The organism is Candidatus Palauibacter sp. (genome assembly GCF_965197445.1).
Classification (GTDB): Bacteria; Gemmatimonadota; Gemmatimonadetes; order Palauibacterales; family Palauibacteraceae; genus Palauibacter.
In genome coordinates, this window is the sequence record NZ_CBDANE010000003.1 from 293997 (window position 1) to 306717 (window position 12721).

A 12721-nucleotide genomic window follows, 5' to 3' on the forward strand; every position below is an offset into this window, starting at 1 on the left:
GGTTAGCGATTGTTGAAGCGGTTCATCGCCGCTTCCATGCCATTCTCCAGCCAGTATTCGACCGCCTCCACCGCGTGGGGGAAGGCGCCCAGCGCTGCTTCCTCGTCTGCCCGTGGCATCCGGGACAGCACCCAGGCCGCCAGATCGATCCGGTCGTCCGGGGGACGCCCGACGCCCAGCCGCAGCCGACTGTACGCGTCCGAGTCGAGCTTCGCGGAGATCGACGCCAGTCCGTTGTGGCCGCCGGGCGATCCGCGCCGCCGCAGGCGGAGGCGCCCGGGCGGCAGCGCGACATCATCGACGAGCACGAGCATGTCGACCGCCGGATCGAACCGCCGCGCGGCGAGGAGCGCCGTCAGCGCTTCGCCGCTCCGGTTCATGTACGTCAACGGCTTGTGGATCTCGACGCCCGGACGCCTGGACCCCTCGGCCCGGGCGGTGGGACCCTCCGCGCGAAACGGTCCGCCGCACCACCGGCGAACCAGCCGGTCGGCGAGCCACCAACCGATATTGTGCCGCGTGTCACGGTACTTCGCGCCAGGGTTACCCAGCGCCAGAACCAGTCGCACGCCGGCGCTCCCGGGGTTGCGGTCAGCCCTGCGCTTCCTCGCCGCCCGACCCCTCGGCCTCCCCGGCGGCCCCTTCGACGGTCTCGTCCTCTCCGGGCTCGCCCTCCTCCTCCTCCGCCGCCTCCTCCTCTTCCTCAATCGCCGGTGGGACGACCGTGCAGATGGTCAGACTCTCATCGTCCAGAATCGTGACCCCCGCGGCGTCCACGTCCGAGACGTGGATCGCCCCGCCGATATCGAGCTCCGAGATGTCCACGTCGAACGCGTCCGGAATCTCGTTCGGCAGACACTCGACCTCCACTTCGTGCCGCATCTGCTGCAGAATCCCGCCCATCTCCACGCCAACCGGGGTCTCCACCAGATGGACCGGGACCTGAACTCGAATCGCAACGTCCGCGCGGATCTCGAAGAAATCCACATGCAGCATCTGGGGTCGGTACGGATGCCGCTGGATCTCGCGGATCAGCACGGGGCGGGGGTTCCCGCCGTCGACCTCGAGGTCGATCACGGTCGTGGCCGCCTTGATCCGGCTCAGGAGGCGTGAGAGTTCATGCTCGTCCAGCGCCAGCGACTCTGCTTCTTCGCGGCGCCCGTACACCACGGCGGGCAGTTGTCCACCCCGGCGGAGCTGTCTCGCTGCGCCCTTCCCCGACACCGTCCGGGTCTGCGCACTCAGCCTTGCAGATTCCTTCATCATCTCTCTCTCGATTCGTTCACTTGAACAGCATGCTCACGGAACTGTTCGTGTGTGTACTCTCGATGGCCTGGGCCAGCAGGCTCGCCACCGAGAGAACCGTCAGGTTGGGGAGCGCATCCTCAACCGCAGGGTCGATCGGCACGGTGTCCGTCACCGTGATCTCCTTGACGTCGGCCTTCGCGAGGCGTTCCGCCGCCGGTCCCGAGAACAGGGGGTGCGTGGCCAGGACGTAGATGTCCAGCGCACCGCGCTCCTTGAGGACCTCGATGGCCGACGTCATGGTGCCCGCCGTGTCGATCATGTCGTCGGGGACAATGCAGTGTTTCCCCTCGACGTCACCGACGATGTTCGAGACCTCGGCCTCGTTGGGCGCCGGACGCCGCTTGTCGATGATCGCGATCTCACCACCGAGCCGGCGGGCATAGCCTCTCGCCATCTTCGCGGCGCTCACATCCGTCGCCACCACGACCAGGTTCTTCAGCTTCTTCATCTCGTAGTAGCGTCGGAACACCGGAGCCGCGTACAGGTGGTCCACAGGGATGTCGAAGAAGCCCTGGATCTGGTGCTGGTGAAAGTCGATGGAGAGGACCCGGTCGGCGCCGGCGGCCGTCATCAGGTTGGCGAGCAGCTTCGCCGCAATGGACACGCGGGGCTGATCCTTGCGGTCGGAGCGCCCGTATCCGTAGTAGGGCACGACCGCCGTGACTCGCGTCGCGGAGGCCCGCTTCGCGGCGTCGATCAGGATCAGGAGTTCGAGCACGCTCTCGGCGGGCGGATTCGTGGGTTGGATCAGGAATACATCTCGCCCGCGCACGTTCTCGTTGATGCGGACGAAGATCTCCCCATCGGCAAACCGCTTGATGGTGACGTCACACAGCGGCTCGTCGAGTACGTCCGCGATCCCCTGCGCCAAGGCGGGATTCGCCGTGCCCGAGAGCAGCATGATCGGACTCGTGTGAAACGAGAAGTCCGTGGTGTCCATGCGTGTCGACTGCTTCGCTGATCTGGTTCCGGCACGTTCGCGTCCGCTGCGGACGCAGAGATCCTGCCGGAAAGAGAAGAATGTGTGGGTCCCGAACCCGTGTGCCGCGGGCGCCCCGCCCCCGAGCGACAGCGGCCCAGACTACGGATACAACCGCACTCCTGTCAACGAGGACGGGAGGTCCCGTGCCGGTCCGCGGCGGTTCGGCTACTCCTCGGCCGCCGGGGCATCACCACGAGTTGAGTCCGCCGGGTCGGCAGGGATCGTGTAGACGACCCGCGTCGGGTAGGCGAACTCGACCCCGTGCCGGTCGAACCGTTCGTGGATCGCGAGCAGGACCGCCTGCTTCGTGTCCATGAACCGGTCGTACTGAGGCACGGTCATGTAGAAGATGGTATCGAACTCGATGGCGGACTCCCCGAAACCCGAGAGATGGCAGCGATCGAAGCGGGAGTCCTCCTGCGCCTCGACGATCTCCTCGATCCAGCCCGGGATCTGCGCGAGCACCTCGCGCGGCGTGTCGTAGGTGACGCCGACCTGCAGCGACGCGCGCCGGTCCGCCATGCGTCCGAGGTTGCGGATTCGGGTGTTGATCACATCGCTGTTTCCGAGGATGAGTTGCTCGCCCCCGAGACTTCGCAGGCGCGTCGTCTTGAGGCCGATGCGCTCCACCGAACCCTGGTACTCTCCAATGACGAGGAAGTCGCCGATCACAAACGGTTTGTCGAGGATGATGGAGAGGGATGCCAGCAGGTCGCTGAGGACATTCTGGGCGGCGAGGGCGACGGCGATGCCGCCGATGCCGAGACCGGCGAGCAGGGCCGCGACCTCGACTCCGAGGTTGTCGAGGATGAGGAGGAGGACGACGGACCACACCGCGAGCCGCCCCACGAACGAGAGCGCACTCACCATGGTCACGGCTTCCGCGTCCTCGCCCGCCATGAGGTCCACGAAGCGCGTAACCCAGAAGGCGATGGCTGCGCTGGCCCAGATGCCGCCCTGGACGACGACGGCGATGGCCGCGGCGCGGCGAATCACGAGCGACACCGTGGGGTCGAGTTGGAGCGCGAGGGAGGCGGCGAAGAGCGCGACGAAGAGGATGAGGCCGAACTTCGTCTCGCCGAGGATGTCGGCGACGAGATCGTCGACCGAGGTCTGCGTGTTGCGGGCGAAGCGGGCGAAGGCCCGTAGCGCGTAGCGTTCGATCAGCCACAGCGACAGCGTAGTCGCTGCGTAGATGCCGGCGGCGATCAGCCACGCCGAGAGCGCGTTTCCGTAGATGGTCTGGTCCAGGCCCATGCGCCAGGCTCCCGGGAGTCAGAAGAGGTGAGGTCGACGGCTGGGAGCATACACGGTCGGGCGCGGCGCCGCATCGCCCGGGCTCCGGGGCCAACCGGCCGGCAGCGGTGGGCCGCAGGGCCGGTCAGCCGAGCTGGCTCAGCATCTCCGAGGCGTCGGTCGTCGGACGCTGGCAGGCGAAGTCGGAACAAACGTACGCGGTCGCCTTTCCCGCCGTCAGGTCGTAGCCCCCCGTAAAGGGCGCAATCTCCTCGAGGCGGGCCGCCACGCGCTCGTCGCCCGCGGGCTTGAAGAGAACCGCCGTGCGGGGCGCGTAGCGATCGGCGAGCGCGGCCAGCAGCCGCTGTGTATCGGCCGAGTCCGGGTCCCCTGTGACGACGACCTCGTGGGCCGGCCCGAGTGCGAGGTCGAGCGCGACGAGCGACATCGTGTGCGCGGAGGGGGCGTTGCCGACCGGGCCCGAGAGCGCGTGGCGCAGCGCCTCCGCCCGGTCGAGAAGCCGCGGGTCGCCCGTGAGCCGACCCAGACGGAGCAGCACGTACCATGTGGCCGCGTTGGCCGAGGGTGTGGCCCCGTCGTACAGCTCCTTCTGCCGCACGGGCACGTCGCGCTGCTCCGCGTCGACGTTGAACACACCGTCGCCGTCGGGATCCCAGAACCGCTCGACCAAGTCGTCCAGCAGACGGCGAGCCGCGTGGAGCCAGCCGGGATCCCGGGTAGCCCCGTAGAGTTCGATCAGCCCCCAGATCAGGCAGGCATGGTCCGCCGCGCCGGCCGTGAGGGCTGAATCCCCGTCCCGATGGCGATGGAGCAGGCGCCCGCGGGTGTCGCGAAGCCGCTCCAGGATGAAGTCGGCCGCCCGCGCCGCCGCCGCGATCAGCGGCTCGTCGCCGAACACGGCTCCGCTCCGGGCCAGGGCGGCAATCATGAGCCCGTTCCAGTCCGTGAGGATCTTGTCGTCCAGGAGCGGCCGCACCCGCCCCGACCGCCGCTCGAACAGCGCTCGGCGGATCTCCTCCAGGCGGTCGTCGATCCGCCGCGGGTCCGCGCCGACCGCCGCCGCAATGTCCGCGGACGTCTCCCTGAGGTGGAGGATGTTCTCACCGGTGCGGAGTCCCGACGCTTCGTCAGCGAAGTTTCCCCGCCCCTCGACCTGGAACGCGCGCCTTGCGAGCCGGGCGGCCTCCTCGTCGAGCGCACTCGTGAGCGCCTCATCGAGTTCGTCGCGGGTCCAGACGTAGAACGCCCCCTCCCGTCCCTCGCTGTCGGCGTCTTCCGCCGAGTAGAACGCCCCGCCGGGGTCGGTCAGGTCACGCGCCACGTAGTCGAAGATCTCCCGGGCCACGGTCCGGTGAGCGTCGTCGCCGGTCAGTTGCCATAGTTCCGTGTACGCCATGGCGAGGAGCGCCTGGTCGTACAGCATCTTCTCGAAGTGTGGAACCAGCCAGCGGGCGTCGGTCGCGTAGCGATGGAACCCGTACCCGACATGGTCGAAGATGCCTCCCCGCCGCATCGAGACGAGCGTCTTCTCGACCATTTCCACGCCCCGGGGATCGCCGGTGCGATCGCTCCACCGAAGGAGGAAGAGGAGCTGGTGCGGCGCCGGAAACTTCGGAGCCCGCCCAAACCCGCCCTGGTGCGGGTCGAACCGCGCCATCAGTTCGTTGAAGCCCCGGCGCAGCGTCTCTTCGTCCAGTGCGCCTTCGGCCGAGCCCATGCCCCGCGTCTCGACCTCGCGCACCGCCTGAAGCGCCGAGACGCCGGCCGCTTCGACATCGGCACGCCGCTCCTTCCAGATCGCCGCCAGTCGCGGAAGCAGATCGAGCATCCCGGAACGGCCCGGCACGCTCTCGCGGGGGAAATACGTGCCCGCGAAGAAGGGCTGCTTGTCCGGCGTCATCACGATGGTCAGCGGCCAGCCGCCCTGTCCCGTCATCAACTGACACACCGTCATGTAGACGCCGTCGACATCGGGTCTCTCCTCGCGGTCCATCTTGATCGCGACGAAGTCCCGGTTGAGAAGCGCCGCCACGTCGGGGTCCTCGAACGACTCGCGCTCCATGACATGGCACCAGTGGCAGGTGGCGTAGCCGATGGAGAGGAAGATGGGGCGATCTTCGGCACGAGCGCGCTCGAACGCCTCGTCGCCCCAGGGATACCAGTCCACTGGATTGAAGGCGTGCTGGAGAAGATAGGGGCTCTTCTCGCTCGCCAACCGATTGGGGCGGGGGTCGGGGCGGGACATAAGTTGGCCCCCCAGGGGTCGAACCTGGATTACCGGCTCCAAAGGCCGGTGTCTTGCCATTAGACGAGGGGCCAGAAGCGCCGAAGATGGCCCGCCGCGGCCGGCCGAGTCAAACGCCGGGAGCGCGTCCCCCAGCCTCAGACGGGGAGTTGGACGTCTACGAGATTCGGGTCGCCGGCACTGCCGGAGTCGGTGAGTCGGTGTCGCGCGCGTGCGCGTGCCTCGGCGTCGCGAAAAACCGCGAACAGCGCTGAGCCCGACCCCGTCATCGCGGCCGCCGCCGGATCGCATGCCCGCAGCCGCTCGAGAATCGACGACAACTCGGGATGGTGCTCGAGGACGGGGGCCTGGAGATCGTTCCGAATCAGGCGCTCGAGCGACGCCCAGTCCGCCAGCCGCACGGGGCCCGGGAGAATCGACGCCGCCCCGGGGTCTGCATCCGTCCTTCCGAGCCAGCGGTAGGCTTCGGGCGTCAAAATGTGGATCGGGGAGAAGACGAGCAGCGCCGGCCGGGGCCGTGGGGGCCTGAGCGGCAGGAGCCGGCGGCCACGTTCCCACCCCAGAGCCATCGGCACGCCGATCAACGCGAAGGGGATGTCGCTTCCCAGTTCTCCGGCCAGTTCGACCAGTTCTCGCTCGTCGAGGCGGGGCCAGCGGTCGGCGAGCAGGCGCAGTGTCGCGCCCGCGTCCGTGCTTCCGCCGCCCAGGCCCCCGCCCATGGGGATCCGCTTGGTAAGGCGGATGCATACCGAGGGGCGAGTCCGTCTCCCGAACACCCGGTCGAAGAACAACTCCGCCGCCCGCCAACACAAGTTGTCGGGGCCGTCCGGTACGCCGCCCGCCAGCGGTCCGTCAACGGACAGACTCACTCCGGAGGACGTCACGCCCGGCTCGGCCACGGACAAGCTCACGGTGTCGGTCAGGCTGGTCCGGGCCAGCAGCGTCTCGACGCCGTGAAACCCCGTCGCATCCCGCGCGAACACGCGGAGCCGCAGATTGATCTTCGCGTGGGCCTCCGCGGTTCCGATGAGCCCGCTTGCGTCCCCTGGGGGCGTCATTCCGACACCTCCGGCGGGGCAACCTTCCCCCGACCGAACTCTTTGCGGCTGATCCCCAGACGCCTCATGTACCAGATCCCCAGCACCGTAATGGGGATGAAGGTGAGGATGTGGTAGCCGGCGGCGAAGCTGATGATCCGTGCCGGCTCGATCTGGTGGAGTTCGAGGGCCACGCGGGCCGCCGTCTCGAAGGGGCCGAAGAACCCCGGTGTGGACGGGATGGCGACCGCGAAGCCGATCGTCGTCTGGAGAACCAGTGCCCCTTCGAAACCGGGGCCGTGAATGTCGAAGGCGAGGAACCCGAGGTAGAAGGACAACGCGTTCCAGCCCCAGACCGCGAACGACCACAGCATCGCCCGGGCGAACACATGCGCGTGGCGGAGCGCGCCCAATCCGTCCACGAAGGCGGCCAGGATACCGGTCACGCGGTCGGCGACGCGGTCGGGACCTAGCCGGTGTAACCATTTCGCCGCCAGGCTCAGGAAGCGGCCCGGGAAGCGAACGAGCAGTCCGAACGTCACGAGGCTCAGGGAGACCAGAATCACGGCCACAGTAAAGAGGTCGCGGAGAGTGCCGGGCGCGGCCTGGTCGACGCCGCCGAGGAAGAAGGCCGGAACCAGCAGCACCATGAGGACGACCCCGTCCAGCAGCCGCTCGACCACGAGCGAAGCCAGCGCACTGCTCAGCGGTACGGGCTCGATCCGCGACAGCGAGTAGGCTCGGGCGAACTCCCCCAGACGGCTGGGCAGGAGGTTGTTTGCCATGAAACCGATGCATACCGCGGCGTATCGCGAGCCGAAGGGGAGCGACCCGGCGGACGTGCGGAGCAGAGTCCGCCACCGAATCGCGCGCAGATGGAAGGTGAGCGTCGCGACGACCGTCGCGGCGATCAGCAGCCACGGATCGGCCTCGCCCAGGTGCCGCAGCAGTTCACGGGCCGAAACATCTCGAAGCGCGTAGAAGAGGAAGGCGACCGAAATCAGGGCGCCGATTAAGACCGTGATCCTGCTCCTCACCCGCGCGCCTCGCGCACGAGAGCAGACATCTCGAGCACCGCCCGTTCCATGCCCACGAGCACCGCCCGGCTCACGATCGAGTGCCCGATGTTGAGTTCCTCACACTCGACGATCGCCGCGACCGGACGGACGTTCTCGTAGGTAAGACCGTGTCCCGCGTGCACGCCGAGCCCGGCCTCCGCAGCCCGCGTCGCCGCGTCCTCCAACCGCGCAAGTTCGTGGTCGGCGCTCGCCTGGTGCGGGGCGTTTGCGTATTCGCCGGTGTGAAGTTCGATGGCGGCGGCACCCGCCTCGACGGACGCGTCGACGGCGGCCGGGTCGGGGTCAATGAAAAGCGACGTTCGGATCCCGGCTCCCTGCAACCGCGCCACTGCATCCGCGATGCGAACCGGGTCGGCCGACACGTCCAGCCCCCCCTCCGTCGTCAGCTCTTCCCTCTTCTCGGGCACGAGTGTCGCCTGGCCCGGCTTCCAGCTCTCGGCGAGGGAAATAACTTCGTCCTCGGCCGCGAGTTCGAGGTTTACGAAGGTCCGGACCGTGTTCAGCAGCAGTTCCACGTCCCGATCCTGGATGTGGCGGCGGTCCTCTCTCAGATGCACGGTGATGCCGTTCGCTCCACCGAGCTCGGCCAGCACCGCGGCCCGCACCGGGTCAGGCTCGTCGGTGCCGCGAGCCTGTCGCACGGTCGCGACGTGATCGATGTTCACGCAGAGTCGGCAGTCGATCAGATGCAGGAAGCTGGTGTTCGCCATCGCGTACTCCCGTTTCAGCCTGGCAACCGGTGACTCAGGCGGCGTCCGCCTGCTCTACGACGAGGCCGCTCTCGCGCCAGCGGCCGGCCACCCCGGCCGGCACGCGCGCCAGGATGACGACGTGTCCCGCTTCGTACGCGCACTCGAGCACCTCGCCCTCGCGGTAGGCCTCGGCGAGCCGCGCGCCGTCCCCCGCAGGCAGACTCACTCGTACTGTTTCCAGGCGGGCCCGCATCGCGGCCTTCAGCGCCTCGCGCAACGGGTCCAGCCCACGCTCCTCCACCACCGAAGTCAGTACGTGGGATCGCATCCCGGCAGCCGTCCGCTCTCGCAGCGCTCGCTCTTCTTCGTGTGTGAGGCGATCGATCTTGTTGAAGACCTGAAGCACCGGACGGTCCGTCACGCCGACCTCCTCGAGCACTGCTTCCACGGCATCTCTCTGCGCCTCCCAACCTGGCGCAGACGCATCGATGACATGCAGGAGCAGGCCGGCCTCCGAGATCTCCTCCATCGTAGCCCGGAAGGAGGCGATCAGATGGTGTGGGAGCTTCCGGATGAACCCGACCGTGTCGGTGAGCAGGATCGGACCCGGACCCTCAAGATCGCAAATCCTGGTGGCCGAGTCGACAGTGGCGAAGAGCCGGTCCTCCACGAAGACCTCGGCGCCTGAGAGGCCGCGCAGGATGGACGACTTCCCGGCGTTCGTATATCCGACGAGGGCGACGGTGAACTGTTCCCGCCGCGCCCGGCGCTGAGTCACACGCGCCGTCGCGATGTGGTCGAGTTTGCGGCGGAGCCGGGCCAGCCTCCGGTCGATGAGGCGACGGTCGGTCTCGATCTGCTGCTCGCCGGGGCCGCGGGCGCCGATCCCCCCACCCTCACGCGAGAGGTGGGTCCACATCCGCTTGAGCCGGGTCCGCAGGTACTGGAGCTGGGCAAGTTCCACCTGAAGCTTCGCCTCCGCCGTTCGGGCCCGGAGCGCGAAGATGTCGAGGATGAGTTCGGTCCGGTCCAGCGCGCGCACGCCGAGTGCCGACTCGAGGTTGGCTCCCTGGGCGGGTGTCAGCTCATCGTCGAAGATGGCGAGCGTCGCGTCGTGGTCCCGGAGCGCCCCGGCCAGTTGTTCGACCTTGCCTTTCCCTATGTACGTCGATGCGTTGGGCCTGCCGAGGCGCTGAATCACCACGCTACGCACATCCGCGCCGGCCGTACCCGCAAGACGGGTGAGTTCCTCGAGGTGCTCGTCCACAGCCTCCTGGGGCGTGCCGATGGACGGCGCGCCGACCAGAACGGCCCGTTCCCCCGTGCCATCCGAAGTCACTCTGTCGATGACCCTTCCTCCTCTTCCGCTTTTTTCGCTTCCGCGGGGGCCCGGGAACGACGGATACGCTCCAGTCTTCGTCGCGCCTCGACCTCCCAGCCCCGGTCCCCGGGATCGTACCAGATCTTCCCGCGCATCGATTCGGGAAGGTACGACTGGGCCGCCACTCCGTCTTCCTCGTCGTGGTCGTATCGGTACCCCGACCCGTAGCCGAGTTCCTTCATCAGGCGCGTGGGCGCGTTCCGGATGTGGAGCGGCACGGGCTCGGCGGGGGTCTCTCGGGCGGCCCCCGAGGCGGCGCCGAAGGCTCGGTAGACCGCGTTGGACTTGGGGGCGATCGCGAGATAGGTGACGGCCTGGGCCAGAGCGAGATCTCCCTCCGGACTCCCGAGGAAGTGGTACGCGTCCCGCGCGGCGATGGTGACCGCGAGCGCATCGGGGTCGGCGAGTCCGACGTCCTCCGCGGCCATGCGCACGACGCGGCGGGCCAGATACATCGGATCCTCTCCGCCGTCCAGCAACCGGGCGAGCCAGTAGAGGGCCGCATCCGCGTCCGAGCCGCGCACCGCCTTGTGGAGGGCGGAAATGAGGTTGAAGTGCTCCTCGCCCGACTTGTCGTAGCGGGCGAACCGCTTCTGCAGCGCGGCGGCGACATGCTCGCCGCTCACCGCCTGCGCCTGGTTCGCCCGAGCCAGGTCCACCGCCGTCTCGAGCGCGTTCAGCGCCCGTCGGGCGTCGCCATCCGACTCGATCCCCAAGCGGGAAAGGGCATCCGGATCGATGGAGAGGCGCGAACCCCCGAGCCCGCGTTCCTCGTCGGCGAGCGCGCGGGCACAGATCTCCCCGACCTCTTCCGGCGCCAGCGGGTCGAGCACGAACACACGCGTGCGCGAGAGCAGCGGACCCACCACCTCGAAGCTCGGGTTCTCGGTCGTCGCCCCGATCAGTGTCACGGCACCTCGCTCGACGTGCGGGAGGAGGGCGTCCTGCTGGGCTCGGTTGAATCGGTGGATTTCGTCGACGAACAGCACGGTGCCCCGGCCGGTGGCGGCCCGGCGTGCCTTCGCTTCCTCGAGGATCTTCCGTACGCGGGGGATGCCACCGGTCACCGCCGAGAAGGGGACGAACGCTGCCTCCATCCGGCTGGCGAGAAGCCCGGCCAGTGTGGTTTTGCCGGTCCCGGGCGGTCCCCAGAAGATGAGGCTCGGGACGCGGCCGGTCTCGATGAGCTGGCGCAGGGGCCGGCCGCGGCCCACGAGCCTGGACTGGCCGACGAACTCGTCCAGAGAGCGTGGCCGCATGCGGGCGGCGAGCGGGGCGTCGGCAGCCCGGGCAATGTCGCCGCTCCGCCGACCGCTCTTCCCCGCTCCGGCGGCGCCCGGGCGGGCCTCGCGCTCCAGATCCGCGAACAGGCTCGGTTCGTCAGGCATCGGCGAGCGAGCCGATCTCGATCAGCCGCCGGGCCTCTTCGAGGAGGGACACGCGTTCGTTGCGATCCGGGTCCTCGATCACCTGCTCCAGCAGCTCCTCCAGAAGGAGCCTTACGATGGGGCCGCGCGACAGGCCGAGATCGAGGAGATCGTCGCCCTTGACCGCGAGGGCGACGAGGGTGAGCGGCGGCTCGCGGAGCCACTCATCGTGTACCCGGTCCCGGGTCGCCGCGAGGTAGCGCTCCGCCTCTTCCGTTCCCTCGGCGCGCGCCCCCGCAAAGTGCAGGTCGAACACATCCTCCCACTCGTCGCCGGCCGAGGCGAGCCAGCGGCGGTGCTCCGCAGCGGAGTCGACCGGCCCCACAAACGGGAGATACAGCCGCGCCAGCCGCGTGACGTAGCGGCGATCCGCGTTCGAGAACCTGAGTCGGGACAACAGCGACTCGGCCGCCTCGGCGCGCCCGTCGGGCGTATCGGAGGCCCGCACGAGGAGTTGCGCCAGGCGAACATTGGCGGCTCCGGCCGAGCCCGCATCAACGGCGCCGAGCGCGGCCAGCCACGCGTCGCGGTCGGCGGCCAGCCCGGCCAGCTCCGGATACCAGTGGGCCAGCGCCCCCCGCGTCGCATACAGATCCAGCGCGGCGGATGGCGCCGGATCGCCCAGCACCTTGGTCAGCTCCTCGCGGACGCGCTCGGCCGACAGCACGGACAGGCCGTCCACCGCTTCCCTCATGGCCTCGTCCGTCTGCGACTCCACCTCCCAACCGAAACGTCCCGCGAACCGGAACCCGCGCAGCACCCTCAGATAGTCCTCCCGAAAGCGGGCGGCGGGATCGCCCACTGCGCGCAGGATCCCCGCCTCGATGTCCTCCGCGCCGCCGTACGGATCGCGCACCTCGCCAGACTCCGGTCGCCAGGCCATCGCGTTCACCGTGAAGTCGCGGCGCCCGAGATCCTCATCGATCGACGCCGCGAACACCACGCGGGCGTGACGGCCATCGGTCTCGATGTCGCGCCGGAAGGTGGTGACCTCGTACCGGTCCTCTCCTTCGAGCACGGCGACGGTCCCGTGCGATACCCCCACGGGTACGGTGCGTCGAAACAGGGCCATGACCTCTTCCGGACGGGCGTCCGTCGCGAGATCCCGCTCCCCCTTGGCCGGGCCGGTATCCCCGCCGATCTGGCGCACCAAGGCGTCCCGGAGAGAGCCGCCCACGACCCAGGCCTCGAAGCCCTCTTCTTCGAGCCGCCGGGCGATCCCGCGAAAGCCTTCCCGCGGTGAGAAGCGGCTCGGATCGAGCCGGGTCACGGCGAGCCCGCGGGTGTCCCGGACCGGACGGCCCCTGGCTGCG

At 68.8% G+C, this 12721-nt stretch carries 11 protein-coding genes and 1 tRNA gene; all 12 read right to left on the minus strand.

The features are described from left to right. Positions 1 to 2 precede the first annotated feature (2 nt). Entirely contained in the window at positions 3 to 569 is a 567-nt protein-coding gene (gene pth / locus ACN9M6_RS02040; protein WP_419161245.1) for an aminoacyl-tRNA hydrolase, read from the minus strand. Between the two features lie 22 nt (positions 570 to 591). After that, the gene (locus ACN9M6_RS02045) at positions 592 to 1266 is read right to left on the minus strand and encodes a 50S ribosomal protein L25/general stress protein Ctc (protein WP_419161246.1); all 675 of its coding nucleotides are present in this window, start codon (positions 1264 to 1266) and stop codon (positions 592 to 594) included. Positions 1267 to 1282: 16 nt separating this feature from the next. Next, positions 1283 to 2248: a ribose-phosphate diphosphokinase gene (locus ACN9M6_RS02050; RefSeq protein WP_419161247.1), complete on the minus strand. Its 966-nt coding sequence runs from the start codon at positions 2246 to 2248 to the stop codon at positions 1283 to 1285. A gap of 207 nt (positions 2249 to 2455) precedes the next feature. Beyond that, positions 2456 to 3547 (minus strand): mechanosensitive ion channel family protein, encoded by a 1092-nt coding sequence (locus ACN9M6_RS02055; RefSeq protein WP_419161248.1) that lies wholly within the window; start codon positions 3545 to 3547, stop codon positions 2456 to 2458. Positions 3548 to 3671: 124 nt separating this feature from the next. After that, positions 3672 to 5792, minus strand: a complete 2121-nt coding sequence (locus tag ACN9M6_RS02060; RefSeq protein WP_419161249.1) for a thioredoxin domain-containing protein — start codon at positions 5790 to 5792, stop codon at positions 3672 to 3674. 3 nt (positions 5793 to 5795) lie between these two features. Beyond that, positions 5796 to 5866 (minus strand) — tRNA-Gln (locus ACN9M6_RS02065). Between the two features lie 63 nt (positions 5867 to 5929). Then, positions 5930 to 6850 carry a 4-(cytidine 5'-diphospho)-2-C-methyl-D-erythritol kinase gene (locus ACN9M6_RS02070; RefSeq protein WP_419161250.1) on the minus strand — a complete coding sequence of 307 codons (921 nt, stop codon included), beginning with the start codon at positions 6848 to 6850 and terminating at the stop codon, positions 5930 to 5932. Further along, entirely contained in the window at positions 6847 to 7866 is a 1020-nt protein-coding gene (locus ACN9M6_RS02075; protein WP_419161251.1) for a lysylphosphatidylglycerol synthase transmembrane domain-containing protein, read from the minus strand. The genes ACN9M6_RS02070 and ACN9M6_RS02075 overlap by 4 nt, the downstream gene beginning before the upstream one ends. Next, positions 7863 to 8618, minus strand: a complete 756-nt coding sequence (locus tag ACN9M6_RS02080; RefSeq protein ID WP_419161252.1) for a pyridoxine 5'-phosphate synthase — start codon at positions 8616 to 8618, stop codon at positions 7863 to 7865. Before ACN9M6_RS02080 ends, ACN9M6_RS02075 begins: the two co-directional genes overlap by 4 nt. 34 nt (positions 8619 to 8652) lie before the next feature. Beyond that, positions 8653 to 9939 (minus strand): GTPase HflX, encoded by a 1287-nt coding sequence (gene hflX / locus ACN9M6_RS02085; protein ID WP_419161253.1) that lies wholly within the window; start codon positions 9937 to 9939, stop codon positions 8653 to 8655. Continuing rightward, positions 9936 to 11369: a replication-associated recombination protein A gene (locus ACN9M6_RS02090; protein ID WP_419161254.1), complete on the minus strand. Its 1434-nt coding sequence runs from the start codon at positions 11367 to 11369 to the stop codon at positions 9936 to 9938. The genes hflX and ACN9M6_RS02090 overlap by 4 nt, the downstream gene beginning before the upstream one ends. Beyond that, positions 11362 to 12678, minus strand: coding sequence for a CCA tRNA nucleotidyltransferase (locus ACN9M6_RS02095; RefSeq protein ID WP_419161255.1), 1317 nt, complete (start codon positions 12676 to 12678; stop codon positions 11362 to 11364). Before ACN9M6_RS02095 ends, ACN9M6_RS02090 begins: the two co-directional genes overlap by 8 nt. Positions 12679 to 12721 lie beyond the last annotated feature (43 nt).